Origin of the sequence: Hyphomicrobium sp. CS1BSMeth3 (assembly GCF_900117415.1) — a bacterium.
GTDB lineage: Bacteria > Pseudomonadota > Alphaproteobacteria > Rhizobiales > Hyphomicrobiaceae.
Window position 1 is genome coordinate 678,034 of the sequence record NZ_FPEI01000005.1, and the last position, 15,408, is coordinate 693,441.

The 15,408-nt window shown below is 64.2% G+C and carries 14 protein-coding genes and 1 riboswitch; of the genes, 9 read left to right on the forward strand and 5 right to left on the reverse strand.

The genetic code is table 11. The features are described from left to right. Positions 1-142: 142 nt before the first annotated feature. A complete protein-coding gene (locus CS1BSM3_RS12295) occupies positions 143-1,174 on the forward strand; it encodes a D-alanyl-D-alanine carboxypeptidase family protein (RefSeq protein WP_083528543.1) in 1,032 nt (343 codons plus the stop codon). Between the two features lie 32 nt (positions 1,175-1,206). Here CS1BSM3_RS12295 and CS1BSM3_RS12300 read toward each other — a convergent pair whose 3' ends face one another. Continuing rightward, a complete protein-coding gene (locus CS1BSM3_RS12300; protein ID WP_072387369.1) occupies positions 1,207-1,473 on the reverse strand; it encodes a hypothetical protein in 267 nt (88 codons plus the stop codon). A gap of 991 nt (positions 1,474-2,464) precedes the next feature. Between CS1BSM3_RS12300 and CS1BSM3_RS12305 the strand changes: the two genes are divergently transcribed. The 3 genes from CS1BSM3_RS12305 to CS1BSM3_RS12315 all read left to right on the forward strand — a co-directional run bounded on the left by CS1BSM3_RS12305 (position 2,465) and on the right by CS1BSM3_RS12315 (position 5,617). Next, positions 2,465-3,151: an MtnX-like HAD-IB family phosphatase gene (locus tag CS1BSM3_RS12305; protein ID WP_174263679.1), complete on the forward strand. Its 687-nt coding sequence runs from the start codon at positions 2,465-2,467 to the stop codon at positions 3,149-3,151. 4 nt (positions 3,152-3,155) lie between these two features. Further along, entirely contained in the window at positions 3,156-4,592 is a 1,437-nt protein-coding gene (locus CS1BSM3_RS12310) for an aspartate aminotransferase family protein (protein ID WP_072387371.1), read from the forward strand. Positions 4,593-4,717: 125 nt separating this feature from the next. Further along, positions 4,718-5,617 carry an alpha/beta hydrolase gene (locus CS1BSM3_RS12315; protein ID WP_083528615.1) on the forward strand — a complete coding sequence of 300 codons (900 nt, stop codon included), beginning with the start codon at positions 4,718-4,720 and terminating at the stop codon, positions 5,615-5,617. A 13-nt stretch (positions 5,618-5,630) separates the two neighbouring features. Here the strand turns inward: CS1BSM3_RS12315 and CS1BSM3_RS12320 are convergent, their stop codons facing one another. Next, a complete protein-coding gene (locus tag CS1BSM3_RS12320) occupies positions 5,631-6,590 on the reverse strand; it encodes a zinc ABC transporter substrate-binding protein (RefSeq protein WP_072387372.1) in 960 nt (319 codons plus the stop codon). A 643-nt stretch (positions 6,591-7,233) separates the two neighbouring features. Beyond that, a riboswitch (SAM riboswitch) is annotated at positions 7,234-7,312 on the forward strand. A gap of 79 nt (positions 7,313-7,391) precedes the next feature. Between CS1BSM3_RS12320 and CS1BSM3_RS12330 the strand changes: the two genes are divergently transcribed. From CS1BSM3_RS12330 to groL, 4 genes are all read left to right on the forward strand, one after another. Continuing rightward, on the forward strand, positions 7,392-8,633 hold the full coding sequence (locus tag CS1BSM3_RS12330) for a homoserine O-acetyltransferase MetX (RefSeq protein ID WP_083528544.1): 1,242 nt from the start codon (positions 7,392-7,394) through the stop codon (positions 8,631-8,633). Next, positions 8,633-9,286, forward strand: a complete 654-nt coding sequence (gene metW, locus CS1BSM3_RS12335; protein ID WP_072387375.1) for a methionine biosynthesis protein MetW — start codon at positions 8,633-8,635, stop codon at positions 9,284-9,286. Before CS1BSM3_RS12330 ends, metW begins: the two co-directional genes overlap by 1 nt. Positions 9,287-9,560: 274 nt before the next feature. Beyond that, positions 9,561-9,851 carry a co-chaperone GroES gene (gene groES / locus CS1BSM3_RS12340; protein ID WP_072387376.1) on the forward strand — a complete coding sequence of 97 codons (291 nt, stop codon included), beginning with the start codon at positions 9,561-9,563 and terminating at the stop codon, positions 9,849-9,851. Between the two features lie 66 nt (positions 9,852-9,917). Then, a complete protein-coding gene (gene groL, locus CS1BSM3_RS12345; RefSeq protein WP_072387377.1) occupies positions 9,918-11,561 on the forward strand; it encodes a chaperonin GroEL in 1,644 nt (547 codons plus the stop codon). Between the two features lie 403 nt (positions 11,562-11,964). Here groL and CS1BSM3_RS12350 read toward each other — a convergent pair whose 3' ends face one another. Beyond that, positions 11,965-12,810: an EamA family transporter gene (locus CS1BSM3_RS12350; RefSeq protein ID WP_072388142.1), complete on the reverse strand. Its 846-nt coding sequence runs from the start codon at positions 12,808-12,810 to the stop codon at positions 11,965-11,967. 279 nt (positions 12,811-13,089) lie between these two features. Between CS1BSM3_RS12350 and CS1BSM3_RS12355 the strand changes: the two genes are divergently transcribed. Beyond that, positions 13,090-13,545, forward strand: a complete 456-nt coding sequence (locus CS1BSM3_RS12355) for a c-type cytochrome (RefSeq protein WP_072387378.1) — start codon at positions 13,090-13,092, stop codon at positions 13,543-13,545. Positions 13,546-13,650: 105 nt separating this feature from the next. Here the strand turns inward: CS1BSM3_RS12355 and bfr are convergent, their stop codons facing one another. Then, entirely contained in the window at positions 13,651-14,136 is a 486-nt protein-coding gene (gene bfr, locus CS1BSM3_RS12360) for a bacterioferritin (protein WP_072387379.1), read from the reverse strand. A 45-nt stretch (positions 14,137-14,181) separates the two neighbouring features. Next, positions 14,182-15,384, reverse strand: a complete 1,203-nt coding sequence (locus CS1BSM3_RS12365; protein ID WP_072387380.1) for a DUF2325 domain-containing protein — start codon at positions 15,382-15,384, stop codon at positions 14,182-14,184. Between the last annotated feature and the right edge of the window lie 24 nt (positions 15,385-15,408).

Here is a 15,408-nt window from a genome sequence, read left to right on the forward strand (position 1 = left end):
AGCCCGCGGATCAGGCTAGAGTGCTGCTTCGTCGGATAAGCTCGCCGCCGTCGTCAATCGAACGGCCGGCCGGCGGCCTACAGTGCCAATCGGAATTGACACTGGCCGCCACGAACGCGGAATTCGGAGAGGGTCAGGCATAATGGTCGTGCGGAAGACCGCCATTGCGCTGGCGTTGATGCTCGGCTGGATGGGCTCAGCGGCAGCCGGGCCGGCACTGCTGTTTGACGCAGCCAATGGCCGGGTCCTCTACGCGGAGGAGCAGGACCAGCCGTGGCATCCGGCCTCGCTGACCAAGATCATGACGGCCTACCTCGTCTTCGAGGCTCTGAAGACCAATACGATCACGCTCGAGCAGAAAATCCCGGTCAGCGCCAATGCCCACGCGCAGCCGCCGAGCAAGCTCGGACTTCCGGTCGGCGCCGAGATTACCGTCAATCTGGCGCTGAAGGCGTTGATCGTGAAATCGGCGAACGACGCCGCGGTCATGCTCGCGGAAGCCATCGGCGGCTCGGAAGAAGCATTCGTGCGCTCGATGAACGCAACGGCGTTGCGGCTCGGCATGACGCAGACGCGCTTCGTCAATCCGCACGGACTGCCTGCGCCCGAGCAGGTGACCACGGCGCGTGATCTGGCGCGGCTGACGAGAGCCGTCCTCACAGACTATTCGGACCGCTCGGAATTGTGGACGATGCCGGATATGCAGATCGGCCGCCGGCGCCTCAGAACCCACAACGGCCTGCTGCGCACGTACGAAGGCGCCGATGGCCTGAAAACCGGCTTCATCTGCGACTCCGGTTTCAACGTCGTCGCCACCGCAACGCGCGACAACCGGCGGCTCGCGGCGGTCGTGCTCGGCGAGTACACGTCGCGTGACCGCAGCCTGCGCGCAGCGAGTCTGCTGGAGCACGGCTTCCGCAACTATGGCTGGAAGGAGCTGTTCTCCAACGCCACGGTCGACAGCGTCCCGGTGAGCGCCGAGACATCGACGCCGCGCAGCGTCCGCGAGCTGGTCATGTCCTTTGCGTGCAATGGAAAACGCCAGGCGCGTGCGGTGCCGACCAAGGGCCAGAAGAAAGCCCGTGCCAAAAAGCGTGCGACGGCCAAGGCCGATGCGGCGAAGCGCCCCGAAGCCGGCAGCGCGTCCGAAACCGCCGCGGCAAAGAGCAACTGACCGCCAGATCACCCCGGCGGCCACTCAGCCCATCAGACGATCAGATCGAGCTTGTTCTCGCGATACCGGCACCCGGCGGGCGGCGGATCGAAACTATCGTCCGCACGGGCGGGAGGTTCGGCCTTCGGCTCGCGCGAGGGGCGCGCCTCTGTGGCCGCGGGCGGCGCAGGCTCGGTCCGCAGAGATTGATCATTGCGCTGGACTCCGCCATCCGCCGGCCCCGTGCTCTGGGCCGCCGCCGGCAGAATCAGAAAGAGGGAGAGGAAGCCCGCCGCAGCGGTCGCTCGTACAGGCGTCATGGAAGGCCGCTCACCAATTGTTGACTGGTTGTTGCTGCACTGCCGCGAACTGCACGCTCTGCAGGCCTGCCATGCGGCCAGACGCGCGGCACGTCCAAGCGAAACTAATGTGATGATCAAGAAATTCGCCAAGTCTCACGGAACCGTGCCGAGCGAATTTCTGAATCACACTAGCAAGATCATGATTCTAGGTCCCTTTTGATTCCGAAGTTCGCCGCACAATGATGCTGGTGTCGCGAGCGAACTTCGCTATCGGGAGACTAGTCCGCGGGGCCGTTTCCGGCAACCGTCATCAAGATCTTATGGGGACGTCTTTATCTCGACTGGACCTGCAGTATGCGGGTTCTGCGAGGAGGGCTTCCAGAATGCAGCTCCAATTGCCATGCCGGCGAGCGCCGTTACGACCGCAGCGACCAATACGTCGCGCGAGGAAAGCCGCAAACGGCGCCGGTAAGTCTCGGAAATTCGTGAAATACGCGCCATAGCTCCGTGCCCGGTTGCTTTTGTTAAACTATGGCGCTTAAGGGCATTGGCGCCAGGGCACGTTTGGCCGCGCGACAGAACATCTCATTGCGTTTCGGCGGCGGATGGCGCCTTTGCTCCCGGCGCCGCAAGCCACGTCGAACGGGCCCGACAAATACCCGTTACGAACCAATCACCATCCAAGGCTTGAACACGCGGCCGCTGATGCCAACTTACCAAACGAGGGCAAACAGTCGACAACAGTAGGCTGATTTGTTCTTTGAAGTGGGAAAACTGGGGCTACAACAACGAGATAGTTCAGATCATTCCGAGTGCAAATTGTTTTTGCTGAGGATGATCTGAGCACACCGAGGCAATCGGTGGGCAGCCATTAACGAAAAACGGCGGCCCTCGCTGCACGTAATCCCAAAAGAGTTGTAGAAATTCGGTCTTTGGGGTAGCAACCCCAAATCATCGGACACAATCAAAGAGTTCCAACAACGTGTCGAGTGGACGTTTGAAGTGCTGCGTGCTCGTCGATTTCGACGGGACAATCGCAACGGTTGATACGACAGACGCGCTGCTCGAGCGTTTCGCCGAGCCGGGCTGGCTTGATATTGAAGCCGACTGGCAGGCTGGCCGCATGGGTTCGCGCGAGTGTCTTGTGCGCCAGATCGATCTGATCAAGGCTTCGCCAAAGGAATACGACGAGTTCGTCGAGTCGATCGAGATCGACCCCGGCTTCATTCCCTTTGTCGAAGAATGTAAAGCGCGCGATCTGGATATCATGGTGGTTTCCGACGGCCTCGACAGGACCGTGGGCACCGTGCTCAAGCGCGCCGGCCTCGACCTTCCCTTTCGCGCCAACCGCCTCCAGGCGGTAGGAACGGACCGCTGGCGGTTGACCTTCCCCCATGCACGGGGTGACTGCCAGCCGCTCTCCGGGAACTGCAAGTGCCAGTTCGCCGACGCCGCCCGCGGCTCCGTCCGCGTCGTGGTCGGCGACGGGCGCAGCGATTTCTGCGTCGCCGGGCGTGCCGACCTTGTGCTCGCCAAGAGCTCTCTTGTCGAGCACTGCCGCAAGAACGCGCTCCCGCACTTCGCTATCTCGAACTTCGATGAAGCGACCGACATCTTCCTGCGCTGGCTCGACGACCGCGCCGGCCGCGTGGAAGACGGTCCGATGATCCTCACCGAGCAATCAAGAGACGAGTAGCCCCATGGACAAGTCCATCCACTGGAACGATGCCGGCGCCAACACGGCATCGGGCTCTGCCACGCCGAGGACCGAGGCCGAGCTTCTCGAGCTCGAGAACGTGTACTGCTCGCACGGCGACACGGTGCACTACACCAACCCGCCGAAGATCTTCGACCGCTGCGAGGGCTCGTTCATGTACGACGCCCAGGGCCGGGAGTTCCTGGACCTGCAGATGTGGTACTCGGCGGTCAACTTCGGCTACCGCAATCCGCGCCTCAACGACGCCGCTCACCGCCAGCTCGACCGCCTGCCGCAGGTCGCCTCGCAATACCTCCACCGCGAGAAGATCGAGCTCGCGACGATCATCGCGCAGGACGCCGAGAAGAAGTTCGGCATGAAGGGCCGCGTGCACTTCAACGTCGGTGGCGCGCAGGCCATCGAGGACAGCCTCAAGCTCGTGCGCAACTTCAAGAAGGGCAAGAGCCTGATGTTCGCGTTCGAGGGCGGCTACCACGGCCGCACGCTCGGCGCGTCCGCGATCACATCGTCCTATCGCTACCGCCGCCGCTATGGCCACTTCGGCGAGCGCGCGCAGTTCATCGAGTTCCCGTATCACTTCCGCGGCCCCAAGGGCATGTCGAAGGAGGAGTACGGTGAGCTGTGCGTGAAGAAGTTCGCGCGCCTCTTCGAGAGTGAGTACAACGGCGTATGGGACGCGAAAGTCGGCGAGGCCGAATACGCGGCCTTCTACGTGGAGCCTATTCAGGGCACGGGCGGCTACGTCATCCCGCCGCCGAACTTCTTCAAGGGCCTGAAGAAGGTTCTCGATGACCACGGCATCCTGATGGTCGCCGACGAAATCCAGATGGGCATCTATCGCACTGGCAAGCTCTGGTCGATCGAGCACTTCGGCGTGAACCCGGACATCATCGTGTTCGGCAAGGCGATCACGAACGGTCTCAATCCTCTCGCCGGCCTCTGGGCGCGCGAGGAGATGATCAACCCGACGATCTTCCCGCCGGGCTCGACGCACTCGACCTTCAACGCAAACCCCATGGGCACCGCGGTGGCGCTCGAGGCCATGCACATGATGGCCGAGACCAACTACGAGACCATGGTCGCGGAGAAGGGTGCCTACTTCCTCGAGGGCCTGAAGGATCTCCAGAAGCGTCACAAGGTCATCGGCGACGTGGATGGCCTCGGCCTCGCGCTGCGCGCCGAGATCTGCGAGGCGCACGACAGCTTCACGCCGTCGAAGCGTCTCGTCGACCTGATGGTGGACGAAGGCCTCAAGGGCGATATCGACATCGACGGGCGCAAGTACGGCCTCGTTCTCGATATCGGCGGCTGGTACAAGAACGTCATCACCTTTGCACCGAGCCTCCATATTTCGAAGAGCGAGATTGATCTCGCGCTTCGTCTGCTCGACGCGCTCATTACGCGCGTGACGCGCAACTAGAGGCCTTGAGAATCGTTTGACGCAAGAGGCGCCCGCTCCGAACTGCGGAGCGGCGGCCGGAGCTGGGGTTGCGAAGGTGGCCGGCCCGCCGACGCGGAAAATCAAAAAAGGACATGATCTCAATCATGCAGGTAGTAGAGAGTACAGGTAAGAACATTGCGACCGACCGGTATGTCTATGACCAACCGGGCTTCGGCGAGAACGGTCGCATCGGCTTTCTCCTCGTCCACGGCCTCGGCGGGACGCCGGTCGAGCTGCGCTTCGTCGCCCAGGGCCTGACCCGTGCGGGCTTCGCGGTGTACTGCCCGCTCCTCGAGGGGCATGGCGGCACCGAGGCCGAGCTCAACGCCACGACATGGCAGGATTGGTACGACAGCGTCGCGGCTGCGCACGAAGAGTTGCGCGCGCGTTGCGACATGGTCGTCGTCGGCGGGCTCTCGACGGGCGCGCTGCTGGCGCTGCATCTCGCCGCCGAGCGGCCGGATGATGTTGCGGCAGCGGTCCTCTTCGCGCCGACGCTCTGGCCGAACGGCTGGGCGGTCCCGCGCGCGCTGCGTCTGATGAAGTACGTTCCGCAGAAGCAGATCGCGAACTACTTCAGCTTCGCCGAGACGGCACCCTACGGCATCAAGGACGAGCGCATCCGCCAGTTCGCGCTCGACTCGTTGCAGGGCGAGGGCCGCTCGATGAAGGACGTCTTCGGTCGCAGCGGTTCCATGCTCTGGGAGCTTCGCTCTCTGCGCAACAGCGTGCGCAAAGAGCTCGGCGCCGTGAAGCAGCCGACGCTCATCCTCCATCCGCGCAACGACGACCAGGCTGATCTCTCGAACACGACGCAGATCCAGCGCGAGCTCGGCGGTCTCGTGGATGTGGTGGTACTGGACGACAGCTATCACATGGTGACGCTCGACCGTCAGCGCACGCTGGTTGCCGATCGCGCCGTCGAGTACGGTCAGCGCCTCGTCGCCAAGCTGCAGCCGCGCGAAGCCGCTACGCCGGCAACCACGCAGCTCGCCGCCGAATAAGGCGCGGCGAGCTTCACCCTTTCAGACACGCTTCGAGATCTGCTGCGAGGCTGCGCAGCAGCGTCGTATAGTGCGACGGACCGGCCGGGATCGATACGCCGAGCGGGTCGAGCACGCCGCGGCGGGCGTCGGTCTTTTCCGTGATCGTCACCACGAGCCGCGGCTCGAACTGCGGCTCCGAGAAGACGCAGACCGCCTTCAGCTCGCCGATCTTGCGGCGGAGCGCGGAGAGCCGCCGCGCACTCGGCGCGACGTCGGGGCTGACCGTAACGGAGCCCGCAGCCTCCAGCCCGAAGCGGCGCTCGAAATACTGATAGGCATCGTGAAAGACGATGAACGGGCGACCGGCGAGCGGCTTCGTCTTTGCTTCGAGCTCAGTCAAAAGCGCGCCCATCTCGCGGCCGAAAGCGTCGGCATTGGCCTTGAAACGATCTGCTCCAGCCGGATGCGCTTTGCCGAGCACGTCGGCCATGTACGTAGCGATCAGCCTGGCATTCGCGGGATCGAGAAAGAGGTGGCCGTCGGTCGCGTTCTTTTCGTCGTCGTGCGCATGGTCGTGCTTGTGTTTGCCGCCCTTGCCGTGGCCATGGTCATCGGCCTCGAAGGTGCCGCCGGTCCGCATGGGATAGAGCGTCAGGCCGGGCGCTTTCTCCAGCGTCACGACCTGTACCGACTTCGGCAGCGACCGCATCACCTTGATCATGAAAGGCTCGAGGCCGTCCGAGACGCGGAACACGACGCGCGCCGCGGCCAACGTCTTGGCATCCGAGGGCTTGAGGCTGAAGGTGTGTGGCGAGGCCGCGCCGTCGATCAGGAGCTTCGGTTCCGCCACGCCGGCCAGGACGGCCGCGGCAATAGAATGGATCGGCTTGATGGTCGTCACGACGCTCAGGTCGTCGGCCCTCGCAGCGCCGCTGCCCAGGGCCAGCACGAGCGCCATCAGCATCCCAATCCGAAACCTCGACTGCCGCATCGACCCGCTCCTGATCTCCAACTCCCAGGGCACCTTCTATAAGATGTTATAACGTAACTTGTCCAGGGATCGAATGGGGGGTCTGATGCACTGGTATGCCTGATGATCCGCAGCAAACCATAGTCCAGTTGCTTCAGTCCGAGCACGGGATCGCCTGGTCTAGGCTATTGCCGTCCTCACGCCTGCTGCATGATCTGCAGGTTGATGGAGACGACGCGGTCCAATTGTTTCAGAAACTTCACGATAGGTACGGGACGGACTTCAGGGCGCTCGGAGAGCAATGGTCGACTTTCTTCGGAAATGAGGGGCCGAGCATTGCGTACCTCCTGCTCTCGACAGCTGTCCTCGTTCCATCTATTGCAATTTCCGTCCCCCTGGGACTGTATCTTGACTTATCAAGCAACTCCGTCGGTTTGCTCGCTGCTTCAGTGTTCTTCGGCTCTATCTTGTTGTTTCACGGAGTTTGGCCCAAGAGCCAGAAGCGCCCGGTGACCATTGCCGGGCTTGCGGAAATTGTCCGGCGCGGCTCTTGGCCGAGCGACCCGTCGTTGGTGCGCTAAGTTTGAGCCCATCATCACGTGCAGCGCGGACTGAACCAATTCTGCGTCAGCACTTGACGTTCTACCGCAAGCTTACATATTAGCTTTTCACCCGTGGTGATTTGGCCGGCCGGCTTGCAGCCACGTTAAACAACTCGCTAAAGAGGCCGCGCGCATCCGGTTCTCGGTTGAGCACGGCATCCATGGCCGGCCACGAGTCCGGATTTTTTGTGTCGGCCTTGGCCGACCGCGCGGAGGACGCATGGCGAGCGTATCGACGGAGCCAAGCCGAAGGGCCACGTCGCACCCGGCAACAGCGCCATCACCCGAGACGTTGAAGCGGACAGCGCTCGAAGAGGCGCTGTCGCCGACGAGCCCGTCGGTCACGTTTCTGGCGTCCGACCCGCTGCCCCTCGACTGCGGCAAGTCCATCGCCCCCTTCACCGTCGCCTACGACACGGAGGGCACGCTCAACGCCGCGAAATCGAATGCCATCCTCATCTGCCACGCCCTGACGGGCGACCAGTACGTGCTGCGCCAGCACCCCGTGACGCGCAAGCCCGGCTGGTGGGACGAGATGGTCGGTCCGGGAAAGCCGATCGACACGAACCGGTTCTTCGTCATCTGCCCGAATATTCTCGGTGGCTGCATGGGCTCGACGGGCCCGGCCTCGATCAACCCGGCAACGGGGCGGCACTACGGCCTCGACTTTCCCGTCATCACGGTCCGCGACATGGTTCGTGCGCAGGTGCGCCTGATCGACCATCTCGGCATCGGCCAGCTCTTCGCCGTCGTTGGCGGGTCCATGGGCGGCATGCAGGTGCTGGAGTGGGCCGCGCACTACAGCGATCGCCTCCATTGCGCGATCCCGATCGCGACGGCGGCGTGGCACTCGGCGCAGAACATCGCTTTCCACGAGGTCGGCCGCCAGGCCGTCATGGCCGATCCCGATTGGGCGGACGGCCGCTATCAATCCGAAGGGCGCGTGCCGCGGCGCGGCCTCGCCGTCGCGCGCATGGCGGCGCACATCACCTATCTCTCGGAAACGGCGCTGCACGCGAAGTTCGGCCGCAATCTGCAGGACCGCGACGCGCGCACGTTCTCCTTCAATGCCGACTTCCAGGTGGAGAGCTACCTGCGCCATCAGGGCTCGACCTTCGTCGACCGCTTCGATGCCAACAGCTACCTCTACATCACCCGCGCAATGGACTACTTCGACCTCGCGGGCGAGTTCGACGGCGTCCTCGCGAACGCCTTCCGCGGCACCAAGGCGCGCTTCTGCGTCGTGTCGTTCACGAGCGACTGGCTCTACCCGACACACGAGAACCGGAAGATCGTGCAGGCGCTCAACTCCGTCGCCGCCAATGTCAGCTTCGTCGAGGTCGAAAGCGACAAGGGCCACGACGCCTTCCTGCTGCACGAGCCCGTTCTCTTCAAGACCATCACCGGATTCATCAATTCGGCGGCCGCGCGACACGGCATAGCGCCAGCAAGGAGCGCCTGATGCTTGCCCGTCACGAAGATCTGACGACCACACCTCCGCGCGTCGACCATCTGCTGATCACCGAGCTCGTGAAGCCCGGCGCCCGCGTGCTCGATGTCGGCTGCGGCGATGGCGCACTGCTCCAGCTTCTCGCCGATCGAAAGGATGTCGACGGCCGCGGCGTCGAGATCGAGCGCGACCGCGTCAATGCGTGCGTGGCGCGCGGCCTCTCCGTCATCCAGGGCGACGCCGACCTGGACCTGGACGCCTATCCCGACGACGCCTTCGACTACGCGATCCTCTCGCTCACCATCCAGGCGACGCGCAATCCCAAGAAGGTGCTCGCCAACCTGCTGAGGATCGGCCGCCGGGCGATCGTCTCGTTCCCGAATTTCGGCCATTGGAAAGTGCGCGCGAAGTTCATCACGACCGGGCGGATGCCTGTTACCGAGCACCTGCCGGACACCTGGTACGACACGCCGAACGCGCACCTCTGCACTATCAAGGACTTCGCCGACCTTTGCCGGCTGGTCGATGCCAAGGTCGAGCGGGCGGTGGCGTTCAACGTCTCGGGCCATCAGCTCGGCACCTGGGTGCGCCTGCCGCTCACCATCCATAACCTGCTCGGCGAAAAGGCCGTGTTCCTGCTCTCGCGGCGTTCGGCCGACAAGTGAGGGCAGAGGCGCCGTTTTCTTACCGAATTCTCAGCCCGGGCGGCCGATAGCCGGGCGCCGTTTACCAATCAGCAAGACTGGCCGGGTCAGATCGTCCATCCGGGGTTCCAGCGCCGCAATTTCGGCCGCAAAATCCTTGACAAGGCCCGGTCCGCGCAGCTACCTGCTGCGACGGCGGCTGGCACTCTCAATTAAGGAGTGCTAACAGTCGCCTCCGGCCGCACCCCGCGGCTCCTGAAACCAGAGCAAAAACCCAATTCGGAGCAGGCCCTCCATGAAGTTCCGCCCCCTCCACGACCGCGTGGTCGTGCGCCGCACCGACAGCGAGACCAAGACCGCTGGCGGCATCATCATCCCCGACACCGCCGCCGAGAAGCCCCAGCAGGGCGAAGTGATTGCGGTCGGCCCGGGCGCCCGCGACGAGAGCGGCAAGCTCGTTCCCCTCGACGTCAAGAAGGGCGACAAGGTGCTGTTCGGCAAGTGGTCGGGCACCGAGGTCAAGATCGACGGCAAAGAGCTGCTGATCATGAAGGAGAGCGACATCATGGGCGTGCTCGACAAGTAATCGAGCCCGGTCCCGTCCTCCCTCCCAGAGAACGTACTTCCCCATACCCCACCAGGAACCCTGCACATGGCAGCCAAAGACGTAAGGTTTTCCGCTGACGCCCGCGAGCGCATGATGCGCGGCGTCGACATCCTCGCCAATGCCGTGAAGGTGACGCTCGGTCCCAAGGGCCGCAACGTCATCATCGAGAAGTCCTTCGGCGCGCCGCGCACGACCAAGGACGGCGTGACGGTCGCGAAGGAGATCGAGCTCGAGGACAAGTTCGAGAACATGGGCGCCCAGATGGTGCGCGAAGTGGCCTCGAAGACCAACGACGTCGCCGGTGACGGCACCACGACGGCCACCGTCCTCACACAGGCGATCGTCCGCGAGGGTCTGAAGTCGGTTGCGGCCGGCATGAACCCGATGGATCTGAAGCGCGGCATCGACAAGGCCGTCGCCCAGGTCGTCGAGGAGATCAAGAAGCGCTCCAAGAAGGTCAAGAACTCGGACGAGATCGCCCAGGTCGGCACCATCTCGGCGAACGGCGAGAGCGCCATCGGCAAGATGATCGCCGAGGCCATGCAGAAGGTCGGCAACGAGGGCGTGATCACGGTCGAGGAGGCGAAGAGCCTCGAGACCGAGCTGAACGTCGTCGAGGGCATGCAGTTCGATCGCGGCTACCTGTCGCCGTACTTCATCACCAACGCCGACAAGATGATCGCCGAGCTCGACGATCCCTACATCCTCATCCACGAGAAGAAGCTCTCGGGCCTGCAGCCGATGCTGCCGCTCCTCGAGGCCGTCGTGCAGACGGGCAAGCCGCTTCTGATCATCGCGGAAGAGGTCGAGGGTGAGGCGCTGGCGACGCTCGTCGTCAACAAGCTGCGTGGTGGCCTGAAGATCGCGGCCGTCAAGGCCCCGGGCTTCGGTGACCGCCGCAAGGCCATGCTCGAGGACATCGCCGTCCTCACGAACGGCCAGGTCATCTCCGAGGATCTCGGCATCAAGCTCGAGACCGTGTCTCTCGACATGCTCGGCCGCGCCAAGCGCGTCTCGATCGACAAGGAGAACACGACGGTCGTCGACGGCGCCGGCAAGAAGAAGGACATCGAGGCCCGCGTCAACCAGATCAAGGTCCAGATCGAGGAGACGACCTCGGACTACGATCGTGAGAAGCTGCAGGAGCGTCTGGCGAAGCTCGCCGGCGGCGTTGCGGTGATCAAGGTCGGCGGTGCGACGGAAGTCGAGGTGAAGGAGCGCAAGGACCGCGTCGACGACGCGCTCAATGCGACCCGCGCCGCGGTTGAGGAAGGCATCGTCCCGGGTGGTGGCGTTGCGCTCCTCAAGGCCTCGCAGTCGATCTCGGTCAAGGGCGAGAACGAGGACCAGGAAGCTGGCGTCCAGATCGTTCGCCGTGCACTGCAGGCGCCGATCCGCCAGATCGCCGAGAACGCCGGCGTCGAGGGTTCGATCGTCGTCGGTAAGGTGCTCGAGTCGCGCGGCCAGACCTTCGGCTACGACGCCCAGGGTGACGAGTACGGCGACATGATCGAGAAGGGCATCATCGACCCGGCCAAGGTCGTGCGCACCGCGCTGCAGGACGCCGCTTCGATCGCCTCGCTCCTCATCACCACCGAGGCGGGCGTTGCCGAGGCGCCGAAGAAGGACAGCCACGGCGGCCACGATCACGGCGGTGGCATGGGCGGTATGGGTGGCATGGGCATGTAAGCCCGCCGCTCAGGCAGCTACGCAAAACGGAGGCCGCTTCGGGAAACCGAGGCGGCCTCTTTGTTGTTTTGCCGCGGGCTGCTGGGAAGGGGTGCTGCCGCGCTCCACTGTTGTGCCATGCCCGCGGCGGAGCTCTATCCTTGACCGCGGGCTGCCGGGAAGAGGTGCTTCTGTTCTTAGGCACGGCCTAACGGCCGACGCGCAGCCGCGCGCTCATGAAGTTGTGCTACCGCCTACAATCGTAGCTCCATGCCCGCGGCGGGCATGAGGGCTCTTTGTCCCTTCTCCCCGTCCTTCACGGGGAGAAGGTTAGGATGAGGGGCGGGAGCTTGCTGAAACGTCGGCGTGTGCCGCCGCCCCTCACCCTGACCCTCTCCCCGCAAAAGCGGGGAGAGGGAAAATTCTAGGCCATCCTGAGCAGCACCACGCCCGCCAGCACGAGCGCGCCGGCCATGATGCGCAGCCGCAGCAGCGGCTCGCCCAGAAACACGACGCCGATCAGCGCCGCAAAGAGCACGCTCGTCTCGCGCATCGCGCCGACAATGGCGATGGGCGCCTGCGTCATGGCCCACAGCGCGATGCCGTACGAGCCGATCGACATGGCCGCGCCGAGCAGCAGCATCCGCGCAGAGCCGGTGAAGGCGGTCACAAGGCCGCCGCGCCAGCGCCACCCGCCATAGACACTGAGCACGACGGCACCGGCCACGAAATTCCACGCGACGTACGCGCCTACATGTCCCGATAGGCGGACACCCATTCCATCGACGACCGTGTACGCACCGATGGAAGCGGCCGTCAGCAAGGCAAAGCCTACGGCGCGCACCTCGATCCGGCTCGAATCACGCGCGCCCTTCAGCGAGAGCAGGACGACACCCAGCGCAAGGGTCGTGACCCCTACCCAGCCGAAGATACCGATCCCCTCACCGACGAAGAACATGGCCCCGATCGCCGTCAGCAGCGGCGCACTGCCTCTCGCCAGCGGATAGACCTGCCCCAGGTCGCCCGTCTCGTAGGCAATGCCCAGAGATTGAAAATAGACGAGATGGATCAATCCTGAAGCGGCGAGGAAAGGCCATGCTGCAGGCGCCGGCAGTGGAAAGAGCAGGCAGAAAGGCAGCGCGACGATACCACCGGCAATGCCGAGCAGCGTGCTCGCGATCCGCGGCTCGACGCGCAGCTTGAGAAGCGCGTTCCATCCTGCGTGCAGCGCTGCAGCGAGCAGCATGACTGCGAAAACAAAACTATCCATGAGCTTGAACTGCCCGGAGCCGGCCGGCTCCGTCCCCCTGCGGATGGCACCGGTCGTGCGAGCAATCGCAGCGCCGGCGCCGCGTCCATTGTGACAGCAGTTGTCATCCGCACCAAGTGCGGCGGGCCGCGATCTTTCTTCACGGCGGCTCACTGGGCGTCGGCGCCGATCACGAAACCTTTAAGCCGTAGCCCCCCTGTTTCGCCTGATTAGAGTCGTTATAGATGAAGCGTCCAGCCCGAGCTCGGGCGTCGGACCAAATTGGCAGGGAGCATCCGTATGAAGAAGTCGAGTGTGTTGGCGGGGGTCGCTGTGCTCGCGACGATCGCCGTTGGCGCAACTGGCGTCAGCGTCGTCGCGCAAGATACGATCGCTCAGCGCAAGGCATTGATGAAGGCGGTCGGCGGCGCCAGCAAGACCGGCTCACAGATGGCCAAGGGCGAGGTGCCCTTCGACGCCGCCAAGGCCAGCGAGGCCATGGGCACGATCGCGACGAGCTGGGCAGCCTTCGCGAAGCTCTTCCCCAAGGGCTCGGAAACCGGCGGCGAAACGACAGCCTCGCCGAAGATCTGGGAAAGCTTCAAGGACTTCGAGGACAAGGGCGCGAAGCTCGCGAGCGATGCGACGGCTGCGCAGAAAGCTGCCGCGAATGGCGCCGACGCCTTCAAGGCCGCATTCGGCGACGTGACCAAGAACTGCGGCGGCTGCCACAAGCCCTATCGCATCCAGAAATAGAGCCGCCACCCATCCTCGAGAAAAACCAACGCCGGCCTCTCGGAACTCATTCCCGAGAGGCCGGCGTTTCTTTTGATGCCTGCAGCGATGACGCCGGGCGGGCGCTCAGTCGTGCTCGTCCGCCGATCCCGACTGGAGCTGGCCGTAGTTCTCGACACCGATCGACGCGAGGAGATCGAGCTGCGTCTCCAGGAAGTCGATGTGGCCCTCCTCGTCCTTCAACAGCTCCTCGAAGAGCTGCATGGACACGTAGTCCTCCTCGCTCCGGCAGAGCTCGCGGCCCTTCATGTAGAGGTCGCGCGCGATGTACTCGCCCTTCAGATCGCACTCCAGAACTTCCTTGATGTTCTGTCCGATCATGAGCGGTGCGATGTACTGCAGGTTCGGATGGCCCTCGAGAAAGATGATGCGCGTGACGAGCTTGTCCGCGTGCTCCATCTCCTCGATCGACTCAGCGCGCTCCTTCTTGGCAAGCTTCGTGAAGCCCCAGTCGTCGAGCAGCCGGTAGTGCAGCCAGTATTGATTGATCGCCCCCAGCTCCAGTTTCAATGCCTCGTTCAAAATATCGAGAACCGGCTTCTTGCCCTTCATAGCGATCCTCCGCTTGCCTCGGACGGTTGGTCTACCAATCAATGATCAACCGGCGCGCGCCGTCAATGACATAACGGCGCGCTCGAAGGAGGTCGCTCCAGCGGATCTCAATGGCAAGAAGGGTTTAGCGAACTTCCGGCATAGCACCTTTGCCCTGAGGCATGCCGAATGGCTCACGCAGTCGATCGGGCAAACCACGGCATCACAGCCCTCGATCATGCCGTCGATGCGGACAAGGGCGTGCTCTTCCCCGCCGTCGTGGTGCACGAGCTCGGCGCCCATGCGCGAAGCGACGCGGCGCAGGTTCTCGATCGCCCCGCTGCGCCCGCCGATGTAGAGAATGCGCCGCGCGATCGAGGTCCGGACCGTCTCGTCGCACACTTCGGCGCCAGGACAGGCGGGCATGATGCTCGCGGCTCGCATGCGCTGTTGCCATCGCAGGCGCTCGAGCTGACGCTGAAGATCGACGATCATGCGCTCGGCCGCACGCGCCCGCTCGCGAGCAACGGTCAGCGCGCGCTCGCGCCGGGCCGGCGGCTGGTCGGGGCGGCGTTCGCGACTACCGGGTAGCGCCACAGACGGCGCAGACGAGCGCGCGGTCTCGCTGAGCTGCGCGCGCACGGCATCACGCTCGATGACGACCTGGCGATGCCGCTCGGCCTGCCGCAGGAGCTTGGCCTCGAGATCGTCGAGGCGCGCCTGCAGCTCACTTGCGCGGCTTGCATTCTGATGCGTCACGCGCCCCAGCACGTGGCTCAGCATGTGAACGTCGCCAAAGATGCGCGTGCCGAGCGCGCTCGGCACATGTGCCGCGCTCATGAAGGCCCAATAGGCACCGGCCACGCGTCCGCCGTCGAACTCCTCTTCCCACAGCCGCGTTAGGCAGGCTTCATCGCGCGCGCCCTGAACGCGACGGATGATCCCCGCATGTCGCTGGTCGAGCACCTTCTGCACGGTGCGCGCGACCTTGCTATCCTTGCCGACCTGCTGGACGAAGTAGCTGTGGACCTCATAGGCGCGGGCGCCCTCGCGCGGACGAACGCCGGCCTTGCGACCGATGGCGACGAGATCCTCGTGCGAGAGGCAAGTGCCGATGATCGAGCACTGCAGCCCACCTTGGATTTCCCAGATCTTGTGGCGGGACGAAGCGCGGGCCTGCGGCTCCGGCTCGAGCGGCACGACACGCAGGTCAATGGCCGGGCGCCCGATGCGCGGTCCCTCTGCGGACCTTGTCGTGCGGCCCCGCATTCGGCTGCTTACTCGCTCTGCTGT

Bases quoted from the DNA above. Each gene is read 5' to 3' on its own strand.
- CS1BSM3_RS12295 (WP_083528543.1), top strand. From the start codon at position 143: ATGGTCGTGCGGAAGACCGCCATTGCGCTGGCGTTGATGCTCGGCTGG.
- CS1BSM3_RS12300 (WP_072387369.1), bottom strand. From the start codon at position 1,473: ATGACGCCTGTACGAGCGACCGCTGCGGCGGGCTTCCTCTCCCTCTTT.
- CS1BSM3_RS12310 (WP_072387371.1), top strand. From the start codon at position 3,156: ATGGACAAGTCCATCCACTGGAACGATGCCGGCGCCAACACGGCATCG.
- CS1BSM3_RS12315 (WP_083528615.1), top strand. From the start codon at position 4,718: ATGCAGGTAGTAGAGAGTACAGGTAAGAACATTGCGACCGACCGGTAT.
- CS1BSM3_RS12320 (WP_072387372.1), bottom strand. From the start codon at position 6,590: ATGCGGCAGTCGAGGTTTCGGATTGGGATGCTGATGGCGCTCGTGCTG.
- CS1BSM3_RS12330 (WP_083528544.1), top strand. From the start codon at position 7,392: ATGGCGAGCGTATCGACGGAGCCAAGCCGAAGGGCCACGTCGCACCCG.
- metW (WP_072387375.1), top strand. From the start codon at position 8,633: ATGCTTGCCCGTCACGAAGATCTGACGACCACACCTCCGCGCGTCGAC.
- groES (WP_072387376.1), top strand. From the start codon at position 9,561: ATGAAGTTCCGCCCCCTCCACGACCGCGTGGTCGTGCGCCGCACCGAC.
- groL (WP_072387377.1), top strand. From the start codon at position 9,918: ATGGCAGCCAAAGACGTAAGGTTTTCCGCTGACGCCCGCGAGCGCATG.
- CS1BSM3_RS12350 (WP_072388142.1), bottom strand. From the start codon at position 12,810: ATGGATAGTTTTGTTTTCGCAGTCATGCTGCTCGCTGCAGCGCTGCAC.
- CS1BSM3_RS12355 (WP_072387378.1), top strand. From the start codon at position 13,090: ATGAAGAAGTCGAGTGTGTTGGCGGGGGTCGCTGTGCTCGCGACGATC.
- bfr (WP_072387379.1), bottom strand. From the start codon at position 14,136: ATGAAGGGCAAGAAGCCGGTTCTCGATATTTTGAACGAGGCATTGAAA.
- CS1BSM3_RS12365 (WP_072387380.1), bottom strand. From the start codon at position 15,384: ATGCGGGGCCGCACGACAAGGTCCGCAGAGGGACCGCGCATCGGGCGC.